Annotated in this window: 12 protein-coding genes; 2 read left to right on the plus strand and 10 right to left on the minus strand. The window is 46.6% G+C overall.

The window, feature by feature from the left end:
- Nucleotides 1–100 precede the first annotated feature (100 nt).
- The 3 genes from J2Z66_RS16285 to ilvD form a co-directional block, all read right to left on the minus strand.
- On the minus strand, nucleotides 101–1177 hold the full coding sequence (locus J2Z66_RS16285) for an acyltransferase family protein (protein WP_209972500.1): 1077 nt from the start codon (nucleotides 1175–1177) through the stop codon (nucleotides 101–103).
- Nucleotides 1170–2930, minus strand: a complete 1761-nt coding sequence (locus J2Z66_RS16290; protein WP_209972501.1) for a class I adenylate-forming enzyme family protein — start codon at nucleotides 2928–2930, stop codon at nucleotides 1170–1172. Before J2Z66_RS16290 ends, J2Z66_RS16285 begins: the two co-directional genes overlap by 8 nt.
- Before the next feature lie 1006 nt (nucleotides 2931–3936).
- The gene (gene ilvD / locus J2Z66_RS16295; RefSeq protein WP_209972502.1) at nucleotides 3937–5628 is read right to left on the minus strand and encodes a dihydroxy-acid dehydratase; all 1692 of its coding nucleotides are present in this window, start codon (nucleotides 5626–5628) and stop codon (nucleotides 3937–3939) included.
- Nucleotides 5629–5866: 238 nt separating this feature from the next.
- Here ilvD and J2Z66_RS16300 point away from each other — a divergent pair, with 238 nt between their 5' ends.
- Together J2Z66_RS16300 and J2Z66_RS16305 are read left to right on the plus strand one after the other, a co-directional pair.
- Entirely contained in the window at nucleotides 5867–6823 is a 957-nt protein-coding gene (locus tag J2Z66_RS16300) for an ABC transporter substrate-binding protein (protein WP_209972503.1), read from the plus strand.
- A gap of 131 nt (nucleotides 6824–6954) precedes the next feature.
- Complete coding sequence (locus J2Z66_RS16305; RefSeq protein ID WP_209972504.1) at nucleotides 6955–8619, plus strand: helix-turn-helix domain-containing protein; 1665 nt, start codon at nucleotides 6955–6957, stop codon at nucleotides 8617–8619.
- Nucleotides 8620–8625: 6 nt separating this feature from the next.
- On the opposite strand, the gene J2Z66_RS16310 is transcribed toward J2Z66_RS16305, so the two are convergent.
- The 7 genes from J2Z66_RS16310 to J2Z66_RS16340 all read right to left on the minus strand — a co-directional run bounded on the left by J2Z66_RS16310 (nucleotide 8626) and on the right by J2Z66_RS16340 (nucleotide 17242).
- Nucleotides 8626–9390: a spermidine synthase gene (locus J2Z66_RS16310; protein ID WP_209972505.1), complete on the minus strand. Its 765-nt coding sequence runs from the start codon at nucleotides 9388–9390 to the stop codon at nucleotides 8626–8628.
- A 544-nt stretch (nucleotides 9391–9934) separates the two neighbouring features.
- The gene (locus J2Z66_RS16315; protein WP_209972506.1) at nucleotides 9935–10093 is read right to left on the minus strand and encodes a hypothetical protein; all 159 of its coding nucleotides are present in this window, start codon (nucleotides 10091–10093) and stop codon (nucleotides 9935–9937) included.
- 3 nt (nucleotides 10094–10096) lie between these two features.
- On the minus strand, nucleotides 10097–12775 hold the full coding sequence (locus tag J2Z66_RS16320; protein ID WP_209972507.1) for a glycoside hydrolase family 38 N-terminal domain-containing protein: 2679 nt from the start codon (nucleotides 12773–12775) through the stop codon (nucleotides 10097–10099).
- A gap of 48 nt (nucleotides 12776–12823) precedes the next feature.
- Nucleotides 12824–13936 carry a Gfo/Idh/MocA family protein gene (locus J2Z66_RS16325; RefSeq protein ID WP_209972508.1) on the minus strand — a complete coding sequence of 371 codons (1113 nt, stop codon included), beginning with the start codon at nucleotides 13934–13936 and terminating at the stop codon, nucleotides 12824–12826.
- Between the two features lie 32 nt (nucleotides 13937–13968).
- Nucleotides 13969–14793, minus strand: a complete 825-nt coding sequence (locus J2Z66_RS16330) for a carbohydrate ABC transporter permease (protein ID WP_209972509.1) — start codon at nucleotides 14791–14793, stop codon at nucleotides 13969–13971.
- Nucleotides 14790–15719, minus strand: coding sequence for a carbohydrate ABC transporter permease (locus J2Z66_RS16335; protein ID WP_209972510.1), 930 nt, complete (start codon nucleotides 15717–15719; stop codon nucleotides 14790–14792). The genes J2Z66_RS16330 and J2Z66_RS16335 overlap by 4 nt, the downstream gene beginning before the upstream one ends.
- Before the next feature lie 89 nt (nucleotides 15720–15808).
- Nucleotides 15809–17242, minus strand: coding sequence for an ABC transporter substrate-binding protein (locus J2Z66_RS16340; RefSeq protein ID WP_209972511.1), 1434 nt, complete (start codon nucleotides 17240–17242; stop codon nucleotides 15809–15811).
- Between the last annotated feature and the right edge of the window lie 58 nt (nucleotides 17243–17300).

The following is a 17300-nucleotide window of genomic DNA, read 5'->3' on the forward strand; positions in this document are numbered from 1 at the left end:
GCCACTCACCTCCCATCCCCTCAGCTTATGTCTGGAAATGGGAGCCTGTCACCGCACTTGCCTATACAACCCGGATCCTCCTCATTATTGGGTCATTTGCTCATGAAGAGAGGTTTCTTGCCTGCTTGGCAGCAAAATACTTTGCTCTAAACGTGAACAAATAGGTTACAGCAAGGCACTCGAAAAAGGTTAAGAATAAGAATACAAAATCCTGGGAAATCGTCATAGTCGCTGTATCCCAGTTCAGCAGAAGAAGATTTAATTTCATAAAGAGCACATGACCGCAAAACGTGACGATGCTGAACAGATTAATCACCTTATGATAGGACTGGATAGCCTGGCTTTTGATATGGAGAACCCCATAAAAGAGCAGGATTGTATTCGGAAGAATACTGAAAGCGAGCTTATACTCGAGGCTCCACTGGGCAAAACGAAGCAGCAGCAGGGTCTCCACAAGCGTGAGCACTACAGACGGGATCAGAAGCGGCCATATTTTGCTTTGAACAAACTTGTCCTCATATTTGGCCAGGATCACGCCAGCCAGAACAAAGGTAAAGCCATACCCGAAATACCTGGTAACAAACAGATCGAGATAATGGAGGTAGGTTGGGTTAGTGATTGGAGTGCTGCCCACAGCAGGCGCCAGAGCGGTCATAAGCGTTCCGGATACAAATTGGCTCACTACAAATCCGAGCAGTCCGAGTATAACGGCAAGTCGCACATATTTTTTTTCATAAAACCAATAACAAACTAGAATACTAAAAATAAGCGGCGGGATAAACCATAGCTGTACAAAAGGCCCATTCAAAAACACGGTCATAAACAAAATTTTCGCCTGCAGAAAGAGATTTGGTAAGGATAAGCCTTTGCTAATCAACTCCGGAACGATAAATTCCGCTATAAAAATCAGGCAGAAAAAGCCGTACATCCAAACAATCCGGAGTAAGTATTTGCGTACATATTGCCTTGAATTTGCCGCATGCACCCAGCCCTTGTACGCTAGAAAGCCTGCAACCACATAGAAGCATGGCACAATGACCCTAAGAATGAGAAGCACAAACTGCATTTGTTGATTCGGCATGAACTCTACATAACGAAAGTACATCACATGTGCCAGTAAAACGAGCAGAGAGCCTGCAAGCTTAAAAATGGTAATGCCTGAATAATACCTACGCATTTTTTCTTAGCTCTCCTATCCGGTCCAAGGCCAGCAGCTGAAGTTCAGCAATAGAAATCTTCCCTGTCGGTGACAGCGGAAAATAAGGCAGGAACACAACATATCTTGGAATTTTAAAAGCGGACAAAAAGGGCGTCATATCATTTTTAAGTTTTTCAGCGTTCAAGGCTGCTTCATCTTTGGTGACGATACAAGCACAAATTTGCTCTCCATACAGCTCATCCGGAATCCCGAACACGATAGCTTCTTCCACATCCTTGTGGCACAGCAGCACATTTTCTATTTCTACAGGGGAAATTTTTTCTCCACCGCGGGAAATTAACCGATGCAGCCTTCCGGTAATCGTCAAATGCCTTCTTTCATCGAGAAAGCCCAGATCTCCAGATTTGTACCATCCGTCTTTTGTGAAGCTTGGCTTGCCCTGATTTTCCTTTGTGTAGCGCATAACCCTATGGCTTCGGATAACAATTTCGCCATGCTCATAGAGAGGCAGGGGCTCCTCTGTTTCCGGGTCCAATATCCTTACTTCCACGCCCTTGTCCAGCTTGCCCGCAAGACTGTAGGAGCCATGTTCAAAATCCTTCTGTTGGATCAGTCCGCTTAACAAATTCACCCGCTTTAACAGCTTGTACAAAAGTGACACCATCAGATTGTTCTTTCGATCCATAAAACAAGTCCCATTGGCGACAGCCCCCGCTTCGGAAGAGCCATAGCTCACCATAAAGAAGTACAGGTTCAGGTCTTTGGTTACTTTTTGCAAAATGGAATTATTCACCGCCGCAGAGGTAAACGCCACGCCGAGTAAAGACGTCAAGTCGAATTGATTTCGCTTCGGGGAGCTGAGCATGTGCTGGATCATAAAGGGTGTCCCCACCAAAACCTTGCATTTCATCTTGTCAATCACAGCCAAACTTTTCAAAGGATTAAAGTGCGTCAGCATCACGATACGAACATTGCAAACCTTTAAGGCTGTAAAAATCGTCGAAAAACCGCCCATATGGTACAAAGGCAGCAAATTCATAATCGAGAAATACCGCGTTATACGGTCGGTCATTCTTTGCATTATCGAAGCACCTTTACCCCGGCTGCCCGCAGCACTTGGAGAAACCACAAAGGAGGCCGTAGAACGGAGGACACCTTTCGGAGTGCCAAGAGTCCCTGAAGTATAAAGCAGAATAAGAGGATCTTTGGAGCAAACGGACTGACATGCCGACAAAAAGTCCTGATCAGCTCCACGCTCCCCTAACCTGGCCAATTCCTCAAAAGGACGGAAAGGAGCGAAAACCTTTGCTTTATCCTCCAAAACAAAAATATTCGCAGGAACCCAGGAGCTGTCACCGCTTAGCTTGCTTTCGGAAATGATGTCTTCCAACAAGGAAGGATAATGCAAATGGTGCCCTTCTGTTCCTATGATCATCGCTGTGGGCCTTGAATCTTTCAGATAGATTTGCAGCTCATGCTTCTTGGAATATGTATTAAGCGGAACCACAATAGCTCCCACACAAGCAGCCGCAAACATCGACAGGATCAGTTCCATTCTGCCCGGCATCAGTAGTGCTATGGAATTTCCTTTGGTGATGCCAAGCTGCAAGAAGCCCTTGGCCAGAAGCCGGACGTCGTGCCAGATGGTCGACCATGAGTAATTTTGCTGAAGCTCCGGAAAGCTGTAAGCGATATCATGCGGAGAATACGCTGCCCGTTTAAGCAGTAAATACGGAATCGTATCCTTATTCAAATCCTTTATGTATTTCATTTTGACCTTTCCCCCCGAAATCATGTAAGTGAAATAGTTCTTCATAACGATCAAAATTATAACGATAAAAATCATAATGATCAAAATTATAGCGATCAAAATTATGAAGAATCACTGATTATAGGTCTAATATACCATTTATGAAGTTCTTCATAAAGAACAAATTTTCATTATCTTGATCGCTATACCACAACTTCCAAAATATAATATAGGAAACGCCTTGCGGCGTCCTTTGAGGTGCATGTTCGTGACGTTAGCGCGAGGAGGGAGGGAATGGCTGTGGGCTCCAGCCGCTGTTAAAGATTTGTTCCCTGAATGGAATGGATGAGGGGGTTGGAACAAATCTTTAAAGGCGGACGCTACCGCTCTTCCTCCCACAGCCATTCCCTCTCTTTAGCTACAATCGCACGAACACCTAGCTCAAACGGACAGCCAGCAAGGTTTTTTCTCTTGAGTGGAGGAGATTTCCTGTCGGGCAAAGGCGCTGGGGATGAAAAACGGCCCCGCCAGTGTGCACATCCGTGGAGATCTGCTGGGATCTGCTGCTTTAACGATGTTTTTCATCGTTAAAAGCACCAGGTCCTCTCCCCATCCTTACTTTAACGATGTTTTTCATTGTTAAATCCCTGGTATCCGTCCTGATGCGGCCATCCGAACCCTTTTAACGATGAAAATCATCGTTAACGTGCTGCTTGGCCTGGAAAAACTTGTTTTAACGATGAAAAACATCGTTAAGTCAAGCATGCGCTCAAGCGGGCAGCCAGCAAACAGACAAACAGACAGCAAAAGTTGCTTTCCTGAGGGAAAGGGATAGTGGCTATATGGAAAATCTGTGCTCACTCCAGGCATCCTTCCACAAACGTATACTTTTCGAATAAAAATCATGAAAAAAAGGAACAGCGCTATGTAAGCAGTTGTTCCTTCCAGATTTACATTCCAGATTTATATTCCAACCTAACAATCCGGTTTAAACGCCAGACTTGTATTCCAAACTTGTATTCCAAGCTTAAATATCCAAATCTGTCACTGCCCCTTTAGAGGCTGAGGAGACAAGTCGTGCATATTTGGCCAGCACTCCAGATGGAAATTTGAGCGGAGGCTTGATCCAATTTTTCGCTCTTTCCTCCAATTGTTCAGCGGATACCTCGAAATTAATCTCCTGAGTCTCGCTATCAATGGTGATGATATCCCCCTCATGCAATAAAGCAATCGGGCCGCCAACCTGAGCTTCAGGAGCGACATGACCGACTACAAACCCATGCGATCCCCCAGAGAATCTTCCATCTGTGAGAAGTGCGACGTCGCCGCCGAGACCTTTTCCTACGATCATTGCTGTGATGGAAAGCATTTCAGGCATCCCAGGCCCGCCTTTGGGACCAGCATAGCGGATGACCAGTACGTCACCTTTACGGATTTCATCATTTACAATTGCCTGTGTTGCTTCATCCTCACTGTTATACACGCGGGCTGGACCTGTAAAACGAAGCTTTTTCAAGCCAGACATTTTGGCTACTGCCCCTTCAGGAGCAAGATTACCTTTCAGTAGAACCAGCGGGCCGTTAGGCTTCAGTGGATTATCGAACGATCTGACAACGTCCTGCTGATCGCTGAGCGGCTGAACATCTGCCAGATTTTCTGCGATAGTTTTTCCTGTTACCGTTAAGCAATCACCATGCAGTAACCCTTGATCAAGGAGCAGCTTCATGACCGCGGGGACACCTCCGGCATCATTTAGATCCTGCATCATGTAACGGCCGCTTGGCTTCAGATCAGCCAGATGCGGAACCTTTTGACGAATACGCTCAAAATCATCAATAGTTAAATCAACTTGAACAGAATGTGCCATAGCCAAAAGGTGTAGAAACGCATTGGTTGAGCCTCCAAGAGCCATAACTACAGTGATCGCATTCTCAAATGCATGTTTCGTCATGATATCTCTCGGATAGATCCTCTTCTTAAGAAGCTCTACCACCATCTTCCCTGCTTCTATGCACTCCGCGGCCTTATTGTTGGCAATAGCAGCTGTAGATGATGACCCCGGCAAGCTCATTCCAAGTGCTTCCGCAGCCGAAGCCATCGTATTTGCTGTATACATCCCACCGCAAGCGCCGGCACCCGGGCATACATGACATTCGATTTCATGTAATTCTTCATCGGTCATTTTCCCATCATGGTATTGGCCTACGGCTTCAAAAGCAGTCACAATGTTAACATCCTGACCGTTAAGTTTACCCGGCTGAATGGTACCGCCATACACGTAAATCGCAGGAAGATTCATGCGTCCGATGGCCATTAAACAAGCGGGAGTGTTTTTATCACAGCCTCCGATAGCGACTAATCCGTCAAAACGCTCGGCATTTACGACGATTTCAATCGAATCTGCGATAATCTCCCGGCTTGGAAGTGAGAAGAGCATGCCTTCATGTCCCATAGAAATCCCATCAGATACCGTGATAGTGTTGAAAATAAGTGGAGCCCCTCCGTTCGCTTGAACCCCCTTCTTTGCTTCTCTAGCTAATACATCAATATGCATATTACAAGGAGTTACTTCGCTCCAAGTGCTGGCAACACCAATCATTGGCTTCTTAAAATCCTCATCCTTGAAACCTACAGCACGGAGCATTGCCCTGTTGGGCACCCGATTAACACCTTCGCTGATAACCTTGCTGCGAATCCTTAAGTCTTCTTTATTCTGCATGTTAGTTTCTCCTCCTCTAATATTTTCATGTGATCGTGATAATTACAATGCACCCTACACTTTCAGCTCTTTTACTTATATGCAATATATCGCATACATATATTTTAGTCAAGAACTATACTCCTCTTAGTTAGAAAGTGCAAAAAAAAAGCCTGTATTTCCATTGAGACTAAATCTTTCTACCCTTATAATGAGTGATAATGATTATTATTATTACTAAACAAAAGGGGTATGCAAATTGGTAAGGATCCAAACAACTTCCGCACGACTATGCCTGCTAGGCATCATTTTTCTTTTACTCGCTGCCTGCAGCAGTAAGCAAACCGACATTTCTACCCCTCCCACGCGCTCCTTTGAGCATGCGGCTGGTAAGACCGAGGTGCCTGTTAAGCCTCTGCGCGTTGCCTCAGACCAGCATATGGGCCAACTGCTGAAGCTGGGCATTAAACCGGTTGCTGTTCGTGAGAATATGCTCAAGGAAGCATGGATTCCCTATGCTAATCTGGATGAGCAGGCGCTTGAAGGCATTGAGGATTTGGGAGGCTTCCCGCTTAATCTGGAGAAGCTTACTCTAGTGGAGCCGGACCTGATTATTAGTGCGCTGCCGAATAACCAGGAACAATATAGCAAAATCGCACCTACGGTCCATATCCCCTACTGGTCAGAAAGCTATAAAACACCTATGGACAAGCTGCTCAAAATTGCCAGTCTGTTCGACAAAACAGCAGTAGCAGAAAATTGGATCAAAGAATTTGAAGGAAAGCTGGCGGATGCGCAAAAGAAAATTGCTGATGCTGGTAAATTGAAGGAAGGACAAACCGTATCCGTCATGGCTGTTTTTGACAAAAATGTGTTTGTTTTCGGTCCTAATGGGGCATACGGCGGGTATATGATCTATGATTACCTTAAGCTGAAGCCAACTGACAAAGTTGAGGAGCTGCGTAATAAAGATATGGGCAGTGCCGAGCTGTCGCTGGAAGCTGTTCCTGAATATATGGGTGACCATGCTTTTATTACTGTTGTGAATGAGGACAAAGCGAAAGAATTGCTGGAAAGTGATTTTTGGAAAAGTATCCCTGCTGTCATGAATGAGCAAGTCTATTTCTATGATTCGAAAATTTTTGCAATGGATGATCCTTATTCGTTGGAAGCTCAGCTTGATGCTATCGTAAACCTGCTGACAGGTGCCAAATAGCCCTCGCAGCGAGCATGCCTTTGACCATGAACCTGTTCTCCACACTCTTGTGGATTACGGGTTTCTTAGGTATCATTGGGATACGAACACAGCCATAAACAGAACAGAAAAGAAAGAAAGGAAGGAAACTTATGATCGAAAGACGGGATCAGACAGGGCACACGCCGCGTTCCATTTCCTTTACACTTCTTCATATAGAGCAATACGATACGTCTGGAGATCAGCAGTTATCCCGTTATACGATAAATCAACCAACATTAATTGCAATAATCCGGGGCTGCCTTCATGTTGAAGCTGATGATATGAAGCTGGACCTGCATCCGGGAGAGCTGTTATCGCTTGCCTCACCTGCCATCGTTCAGATAAGCAGCACAGCTGGGCTTCCTTCCTCCTGTTATATCATCTCCTATGCCATACAACAAACAGGCGATCTGGAAGTGAAATCCGATATAAGCACTAGTCAATCCTCAGCGCCCCACTCCCCCTTCTTCCCTCACCAAGAGGTGTGGAAGGTTTCTTGGCAGCGACTCGCGAGAGGATTGGAACAGCTCTGCAAAGATAGATGGAGCACTGACCCCATGCAGCAGTTGGCCAATCACTTACATTTTCAGGAATGGATCATGTTCATTCTCTCGGAACGCAACCTGCTTCATGGCAAGGAGCAGGACAGCAAGAAAGCCGTTGAACATGCCATTGAATATATGCATGCCGCTTATCATGAAGACATTACAGTTGATAAGCTGGCCGCTGAGGCCAGAATTAGCCGAAGACGATTTACCGAGCTGTTTCGAAAGTTAACAAATAGGAGTGTCACTGATTACTTAACCGAGCTTCGAATTCAAGAAGCCAAGAAACTGCTGCTCGCTGGTGGTCAGTTATCTTACATTGCACGGACAGTCGGTTATCGGGATGAGTTTTATTTCAATCGCCGCTTCAAGCAGACTGTAGGAGAGTCCCCCCGCCAATATGCTAAGAACAAGCAGGGGCTGCTTCGGAGCTTCACACTCCCATCAAGTCCGCAGCGTGTCGTCGCTGATCAATATATGGGACAGCTGCTGAAGCTGGGGGTTATTCCTGTTGGCGCCCGAACGGGTATGCTCAGGAAAGAATTCATTGCTGCCTATCAGAAAAGCAGCTGCAGCTTGCATGGCATCACTGATCTGGGGACTGGCTTTCCAATCAGCCTGCCCCGTATATCCAGACTGCAGCCTGACTTGATAGTGACGCAAAATGAACACCAATACGAACAGCTCGAACAAATCGCTCCCACGCTTCTGATCCCTTATCAAAGTACCAGTCCGTTGGAGAAGCTTCGCTTGATAAGCAGTGTTTTTGACAAAACCGATATGGCAGAACAATGGATTGAGGATTATGAGTGGCGAATTGAACAAGCTCGGTCACAACTTGTTAGCAAACTTGGGTTTGGCTGCTCCGTCACGAATTTGCTGCTTATAAACGGGCAGCTATTCGTGCTTGGCCAGCATGCAGGATACGGAAGCTTTAGCCTTTATCAAGCCCTGCAGTTGCAAACTCCTCCCCTACAGCGGCGGGAGTTGAACGAAAATGCGTTAAGCATGGAAATCCCACTTTCAGCTTTGCCCGCATATGCTGGTGATCATATTTTCATTTCCATCTACGGCGACCCTTCCTCGTTGATAGACAGCAGGATTTGGCGAAACCTTCCTGCCGTTATGAAGCGCCGCGTCTACTTTTGCAATCCATACCGATTCGCCTTTGAAGATCCGTATTCCCTTGATGAGCAGCTTCAAGTCATTACAGCCAGCCTGCTCTCCTGATTTTATCTATAATTGGTTATCTCTAATCATATAGCCTTGTCCGAGCCTGTTCTCAACGAAACCTGCCATATTGCGTGCCTGGAAGCCGATTGGCTTATTCCTTCCGATAATAATGATATTTTTCTGGTCGCCAATCCCTTCAGACGGCAGGTAAAACGATTTGGTATAGGCATATGCTTCACCCAGGGTTTTATGAATAGCGTTGATCAACGAATCATTAATGCCTCTGCCCATTATATTCATAATCACAGCTCCCCGGCTTTCGAGCTTTTCCCTGGTCATATTGAAGAATTCACTGGATAATAGATGCCGCGGGGTCCCCTTTTCGGTGAAGGCGTCCAAAATAATAAAATCATAGGTCTGCGGTTCTTCGCTCCCGAGTATATGACGCCCATCACCTATGATCACATTATCCTTATTATATCCAAAAAAACGCTTGCTTAGCTCCGCCACCTTGCCATCAAGCTCCGCTATCTTAAAGCGCTTTTCCGAGAAATATCCGGCTATTGTCCCTATCCCATGTCCTATCACAAATACGTTCTCGAAAGACGGCTCGTTAAATTCCATTAAATGGATGATTGCCCTCGGGTATTCAAATAAGATACGTTGCGGATTATTCAAATCCATCGCGCCCTGTACGGCTTCATTTGAAAACTTCAGGACGCGAAATTTCCCCTTCTCTCCATACAGCTCCGTAGTATCGTAAACCGTTATCTCATGATTATCACTAAGCTCCCTAAACAGTAAATCCAAGTCATCAATCTCCTTCAAATCAAAAGGTTATTGCGCAGCCGCAGGGGCCACCCTTCCCCCTTTTCAATCCGGTCCATGCTTGGCATGAACGGGCATGAACGCTAACTGCTTCTTGGTTACAGTATACCAGCTTTAAACAAACCTATGAACTTCCGAACAATTGAGAAAACGCCTTGCGGGGTCCTTTGATGAGCGTGTTCGTGACGTGGGAGCGTTGCGGAGGTAAGGGCTGTGGGCTCCAGCCGCTGTTAAAGATTTGTTCCCTTGAATGAAATGAATGAGGAGGTAGGAACAAATCTTTAAAGGCGGACGCTATCGCTCTTCCGCCCACACCCCTTACCTCTCTCAGCTACAATCGCACGAACACCAAGCTCAAACGGACAGCCAGCAAGGGTTTTTCTTTGGGTTAGAGGAGATTTCCTAGCTGGCGCAGGCGCTGGTGATGAAGAGCGCACCCAGGTGAGAAGGACCTGCTCCTTTAACGATGTTTTTCATCGTTAAAAGCATCAGGTCCTCCCCACATCCTTACTTTAACGATGTTTTTTCATCGTTAAAATCCCTTTTAGCCACCCTGTGAGGCCATCCGTCCTCTTTTAACGATGAAAATCATCATTATCGTGACCGATGACCTGGAAACACTTGCTTTAACGATCAAAAACATCGTTAAGTCAAGCACAAAGCACACGATTGCCCGGATCATCATACTCATGCTTCGCTCCACTCACTAACTATCTCCATCTTCCAAGAAGTGTACACGATACGTCTGAATTTCCCAGGCTTTTAGCTGAATGTCAAATCCGTCCTTTTCATGTAACAGAGCTTCGCTGCCTTCCTCATTCAAATTCACCTTCATCACATTTCTTACCACATGGCTGGATGAGAAACGAGCTGTTGAACTGTCGGAGGACATATTGCAGCAGCGGACGATGATCTCGTTCTTGCTCCCATTCTCGGGTTGCTTCAGTGCGCTTAGGCAAATATTCGATTCAGATAATTGAAAATGGCTCGTCGGAGCTGCAATCGTGTACGCTTCCCCGATTTTGGCGGACCAGGTACGTACTCCTGCTTGAAGCGCATCTTGCAGACGAACCAGATCCGCGTAAGAAGTACTTTGATCCATTGGGGCAATGACGTATTTATAGTTCAGCTTGCCAATCAATTGACCGCCTTCTTCCCCGTTCGATTCCACCGTCCTCCTGAAGGAACGCAGCAAGGTTACATGGATGGTTCCATACTCATCATCAATTGCAGCACACTCATGCAGGCCGTATGCGGACACGAACGCAAGTCCATTCCCGTCTGAACCCCGTTTCCCCACAATTCCACCCATCTGCCTCTCGGCTACCGCACATTCCTTCCAGTCCTGTGTGCTCGTATCTACGCCTGTCGGTCGTTCCATGAAAGCATAAGGCTGGTTCACGAAGTAGGTGTCAGACTGACAGCCTGTCGGCAATGATACGCGCAGCCTGTGATCACGGACGTTGTTCTCCACTACCGTTTCCACATCCACATAGGCTGCGCCTTGGGATAAGCCTATTTTGGAGCGAATCGTAAGAGCTGTCATCTCTGCCGAACGAATGAAACCATAAGGAAGCTCCTCGATCCGGCTCGGGACCATGATGGTGTGGGTAATCTGGAATACTGTACGCACCGGACCATTCTCTATTCGCTCGATGATGCACGGGGCACCATAACTGGAGATAAGCCGGTCTTCTACAGGGTTGGCATGATTATAACCGTCTCCGATTTCCCCATCATCGAGATAGCTCAACAGATGCTCGTAGCGGCTGCCGCTGGCCTTGTTATAGATGTTAATCGTCCCGTCGTTATCGATGCTTAGTTTCAGATGCTCGTTCTCCACTTCACGCTCATGACGAGACATCACCTGTAAATAACGGCATGTTCCCTCGAAAGGCACAACATCGTATTCCGCATAGCCCATTGCTGGCAGGTCCGCCTCGAACGAGATCGTATGGCGATTGTATGCCCCTACTTTCTGATTAAACGCACGATACTTCCAGTTTTTGCGCATGCTGACCAGCCCGTAGGGCACTTCCTCCCCAAGATGGTTATGCAGCTTGAAGCTATTTTTAGCCTCGTAGCCATAGTGGACTTCATTTTTGAACGGATAGTTCACAGGCAGGTCCAGATCAACTGTAACTACTGTGCGTCTGGCAAAAGGAAGCGGATTCCATATACTTATTACATTGCGCCAGCTGCCCTCTGAGGGGACGTACTTATTAGCTTCTTGATTCATCACATCACGGACGAGCTGCTCGGATATCCCGGCAGATTGATCAAAGCGGTATCGCATATCCTGATGCACCTGATCAATCGAGCAGCCGCAGATGGAATCATGCGGATGATTCTGGATCAAATAGGTCCACGCCAAATCCACATAAGTTTTCTGGAGCGCTTTTCCTTTGAGCGCAGCTAGTGCGGTTAATGGCTCGACCCATTTCTCCAGCAGTGTTTGACAATTGTCATTCGCCTGCTTGAGAGGATAATAGCTGGATAAAATGTTGGGCAGCAGACGATTGAACCCTTTCTTCTTCGTCGACTCGTTCAATTCACCTGTCCTGACCGTCATCTGATCCCGGTATTGCTCCAACTGGACGCCCATCTGCTCTATATTGACATGCTTGAACTCAGCTTCCGGATACAACCGTCTCAACGTCTCAAGCACGTTGTTCGTATCTTTGCGAATATGCCCGTGGTCGCAGCTATCCATTAACAGATGCACCGGGAAAGGACTCCTTTTCAGCTCAAAATCAGTACGCTCCTTCAAAAAAGCATCCTTCTCTTCCCCAGAGAGTTTCTTGCTATCCGCTTCGTTAAGTGCTACCAGGAATGCCCCATACATACCTTCATCTTGCAGCTTGAACGTAATGCATTCACTCCCGTCAGGAGACCGCCACAGGAAATGAGCAGGGACGGTATGGTCGTTAACACCTCTTCCAACTACTGCATGCGAGATGCCAAAGCCGTTGAAAATTTGTGGCATTTGCGCAATGTGACCGAATATATCACACAAATATCCGTATTTCCAGGCTTCAGTGCCCCATTCACCGCTTATATGAATGCCTTTGATTAGATTGCGAATCAAGCTTTCCCCAGATAACAAATATTCATCAGGCATCACATACCAAGGACCAATAATAATACGTCTGTCTTGGATCAGCTTCTGCAGCCGCCCCCGCTTCCCGGGCTCGATCTCCAGGAAATCCTCCAGTACGATCGTCTGACCGTCCAGGTGAAACACAGCGAAGTCCGGTTGCGATTCCAGCACCTCGATTAAATCATTCATCATCGTCACTAACCGGTAGCGGAACCCTTGGAACGATTGATACCACTCCCTGTCCCAATGCGTTCCAGAATAATAGTATATGGTTTTCGGCGTCACTTTTCATAACCTCCCGTTACTTCATATAAACACGTTCCTTTTTGGGGACTAAGATGTAACACGCTCCCAATCTTCACCCAGTCCAAGTCCGCGTAAATCAGCGAAGGTGTTGTTCAGCTCTGCCTCGTACAAGCGCCAAACAACGCGAAGTCCCTGCAAGCTTGCTGGTCCATCTGTCATCGGACGCGAACCGTCCCGGATACAATCCAGAAAATGTCCAATTTCGAAATGCGTAAATTTACTGGACATGTTCATGTCGAGCAGTACGGTCGTCCGTGATTCTGTATCCAGATTCGCACGCTCTTCTTTGATATGTGTGTGCAAATAGAGCTTTTGATCTGCAAGGTGAATCTCCAGCATGCCTTCCGTGCAATGCGCATGAATGCTCCACCCGAGCCGGGTACCTCTGGCTCCCCATGTCCCGAAGTGATAACCCAGCGCTCCGCTCTCAAACTCAATCGTTACATTGCTGGTACCTTCCTTTTCCATCCAAGGTGTACCAAAGTTTGTGCCTAAATGAATACCTCTTACAGGCTTGCCCAGGAACCAGAGCAGCAGATCGACATAGTGGCAGCCATGACTGAAAAACTGCCCTCCGCCTAATCGCTCAGCCGATGTTGCCCAGTGACCTTCCGGATACTTCGTGAACTGCTCCGTCCAAATTGACATTTGAAAGCAGTCGCCATAAGCTTTGCTGTCAATCAACTCCTTCATCATCCGCACAGCCGGGAAGAATCGAACCGGATAAGCAGTCATCAGCACTTTGCCTGTCTCCTCAGCAGTACGAATCAGCTCGATGCATTCTTCCTCTGTGTTGCACATCGGTTTTTCCATTAATACGTGTTTGCCAGCTTTCAAGCAGGTCATTCCGACCTCAAAGTGCAAATCATGTGGTAAAACTACGAGTACAGCATCGACGGCATCCAGCAGCTCGTGATAGTCCGTGACGAAGAGGGAAGCTCCAGTAAGTTCCGCCGCTTCACGCGCTCTTTCCTCGATAATGTCACATGTTGCGGTGATAATCATCCGATCACTCAGCTCCTGATATCCGCTGCTATGTGTACCCGCCATGCCCCCGCAGCCAATAACCCCCAAACGTATTTTACCCGTGTTATTTATGCTGTTTGTGCTGTTTGCGTTAGTAGTGTTATTCGTACTCATAAGTGTCTCTCTCCTTTATCCTTAGTCAGGTTTTATGATTTAATAGCTCCGGCTGTCAAGCCTTGAATGTAATACTTTTGCAAAAAAGCAAAACAAAAAATGATGGGAATTACGGAGATCAGCGATCCAGTCATCAAAATATTCCATTGTCTGAACACACCCGTATCGAGCAGCATGACGCCAAGCGGCAGTGTAAACAAGTCCTGGTTGCTCAGCATAATCATGGGCAGGATCAGACTGTTCCAGGATCCAAGGAAATTGACCATCGTGATCGTAGCGATAATCGGCAGCGAAATAGGAATGTATATCCAGAACAGAATGCGCATAACGCCTGCTCCTTCCATCTTTGCTGACTCATACAGCTCATGCGGAATGGAACGGAAGTAATTGCGGAACAAGAACAAGGCCATCGGCGCTGCGCCGTTCACGGAAGGCAAAATGAGCCCAAGATGTGTATCCAGCAGGTTCAAATAATTTTCCACCAGATATAAAGGAATCATAATCGTGATGCCTGGCACGAACATCATGCTAAGGAATAGCAGGAAGATGGCATTGTTTCCGGGAAAACGAATCTTCGCAAAGGCAAAGCCTGCCATAGAGAATAAGACATTAATCCCAACCAAAGTCCAGAATGCCACGTTAACGCTGTTCAAGAAATATTTAAAGAAGTTCAACCGGTTCCATACATCCACATAAGTTTCTAAGTGCCACTTCCCCTTGGGAAATATGGAGTAACTATTCATGACATCGAGCGGAGCTTTGAAAGAAGCACCAATCATCCATACTAACGGATACAAGCATAGTGCTCCCCAGATGGTTAGCAGCAAATACAGAAAGGCAATATTTACTTTCTTCACTTTGTTTCCCCTCCCTGTGCGTTGTCACGGAATAACCGTAGGCTAATCAGCGATAACACAAAGGTTAACAGAAACATCGTCCACCCCATTGCATTGGCCCGACCCAAATCTCCATTTTGAAAAGCCTCCTGATAAATCAGCACGTTCACGACCATTGTCTCTCCTGCGGGACCACCCTTCGTCATGATCCATATTTGACTGAACACCTGGAGGGCCCCGTCCAGATTCATGATGACCGCAATAACCGTAATTGGCTTCAGAATCGGCCATGTGATGTGCAGCAGCTTATGCCAAGCATTGGCTCCGTCAATATCAGCTGCTTCATACAGATTAGGATCTACAGTTTGCAGACCGGCGAAGAACAGAATCAGATTGCCAGGAATCGAGCCCCAAATAATCGTAACAAGCACAGCAGGCAGTGCTGTTTTCAGCTCACCGAGCCAACCATTTACCGCAACCCATTTCTCTAGTCCAATGGCAGATAACAGATCGTTAAGCGAACCAGTCGGTTCAAAAATCCCTTGCCACACATAGAAGATCGCCACAGACGAGGTCACCATCGGCATCAGGAATACCGTACGATACAATTTACCGCCACGAACGATATTTTGCAGTAATACAGCAAGAATTAATGAAACAGGAATTACAACCAGAACCATAATCAAAGCAATCCAAACATTATTAAGCAGCGCCTGCCAAAAAAAACGGGTCAAAATCACGTTGTCGCCCAGTAAAAAGTCTTTGAAATTATCTAGTCCCGCAAATCTTGCATTCCAGATCATTTGTCCCTGCCCTAAATGGAAAAAAGACAGCACAAGAGAAAATAAAACAGTAAATAACCCAATAACCAAAAACAGTATGGCCGCGGGAGCAATGAGTAAATATCCAGCCATTCTCTCCCGTAGTACATCTTTTCGGATACTCATCTTTAACCAACACCCCCGTTTTAAAAAAATGGGAAAAGGAGACGCTTCCTCCTTCTCCGTCTTACATGCATGTCTTGATTTTACTGTGACTACTTGGCCTCTTTAGCTTTAAAGGCTGCTGCTGCCTTATCGTAATCTTTGGCCGCGTCTTCGACAGTCATCTCGCCGAGCATGACCCTCACCATATTATTGTGGAACACCTTCCAGTCTTCCTTGAACACTTCCTGACCGATCGCCGGGTTCTCCGACCACCAATTGCTTTCACTGCTTAGGGATTCAGCCATTGCCTTGAGCGAGTCATTAAGCTTAGAAGTATCTTTGATCTTAACGGCCGGCAAATCAAATGCGTTGTTCGCATACAAAATCTGACCTTCCTCGGATGTCAGGAATTTGACGAATTCCATCGCTTCTTTCTTATGCGGGCTATCATTGTTGGCCACGATCTGTACGAGCGGGAACGGTGTTACCGTTGCATCAGCTTCAACAGAGCCTTCAAAGGCTGGAACACGGAAGCTGAATATGTCATCCGTATTCATGCCAATCGCTTTCAATGAAGCATAAGTGAACGTGCCTCCAATGCTGAATGCTGCCTTCCCTTGTGAGAACGCCTGGTCAGCCGTGTCAATATCAAGTGTAACTGAACCAGGCAGGATCAGACCCTTCTTAGCCATATCATCAATAAGCTGCAAAGACCAGATATGCTTCGGATCCGACAACGGCTCTTCCCGCTTCATGAATTTAGTAAACGATTCAGAACCGTTCTTCATATAATCAACGAAGTTTACAAACCAGGAAGCGTATACACCAGCTGATTTGGCGCTGAACACCAACCCAGGTATACCTGTCTTCTCCTTGACCGTGCCCATCATGGCCTGCCATTCCTCCATTGACTTCGGAGTTTTTGCTTCCAGACCCGCGCTCTCAACCAGCTTTTTATTGCCATACACCATGTAAAATGCACCTACATCAAGCGGTACCCCGTATGTTTGCCCAATCTTTGCAGCTTTGCTCCAACTGCTCGCTTTATCAGACTTGGCATTAGCATCTATGGTAGCTTGAGATACTGTAATGCCTGAAAGCGCTGCCGGAAGAAAGCCGGCTTTCCATGCTTCATCCTCTTTTAATGACTCTGACCAATCTACCGCCTTGCCATCATAAGCACCACCGAGTGGAGTTGCATGATAGGCCCATATGTCAGGCAAATTGCCAGCAGCCGCTGAAGCTGTAAGCTTTTGAAAATAAGCATCGTCTGGTGTTGTCGCTTGGGTTTCAACCGTAATTCCCGTCTTCTCCTTGAAAGCATCCGCTACAGCTTTGAAGCCTGGATCAAAGGCGATCTTCCAGTGCCACATGGTGAGCTTCACATCACTTTTGGGTGCCGTTGTCGCCTCACTTTTGGACGATGGGCTTGTGGTTGTGCTGCTGCCGTTGTTATTACCTCCACAAGCTGCCAGTGTAAACACCATTACTGCAATGAGGACTATCGCTCCCCATCTTGTATACCGTTGCTTGCTCTTACTCATGTCCATTCCCATCCCTTTCCACATTCCTTTCATTTCTATAGAATTTGTTCGTGCAGTT

This window comes from Paenibacillus eucommiae, assembly GCF_017874215.1.
Classification (GTDB): Bacteria; Bacillota; Bacilli; order Paenibacillales; family NBRC-103111; genus Paenibacillus_AI; species Paenibacillus_AI eucommiae.

Excerpts from the sequence above, each read along its gene's own strand:
- J2Z66_RS16340 (WP_209972511.1), bottom strand. The coding sequence starts at position 17,242 with ATGAGTAAGAGCAAGCAACGGTATACAAGATGGGGAGCGATAGTCCTC.
- ilvD (WP_209972502.1), bottom strand. The coding sequence starts at position 5,628 with ATGCAGAATAAAGAAGACTTAAGGATTCGCAGCAAGGTTATCAGCGAA.
- J2Z66_RS16325 (WP_209972508.1), bottom strand. The coding sequence starts at position 13,936 with ATGAGTACGAATAACACTACTAACGCAAACAGCACAAACAGCATAAAT.
- J2Z66_RS16335 (WP_209972510.1), bottom strand. The coding sequence starts at position 15,719 with ATGAGTATCCGAAAAGATGTACTACGGGAGAGAATGGCTGGATATTTA.
- J2Z66_RS16305 (WP_209972504.1), top strand. The coding sequence starts at position 6,955 with ATGATCGAAAGACGGGATCAGACAGGGCACACGCCGCGTTCCATTTCC.
- J2Z66_RS16290 (WP_209972501.1), bottom strand. The coding sequence starts at position 2,930 with ATGAAATACATAAAGGATTTGAATAAGGATACGATTCCGTATTTACTG.
- J2Z66_RS16285 (WP_209972500.1), bottom strand. The coding sequence starts at position 1,177 with ATGCGTAGGTATTATTCAGGCATTACCATTTTTAAGCTTGCAGGCTCT.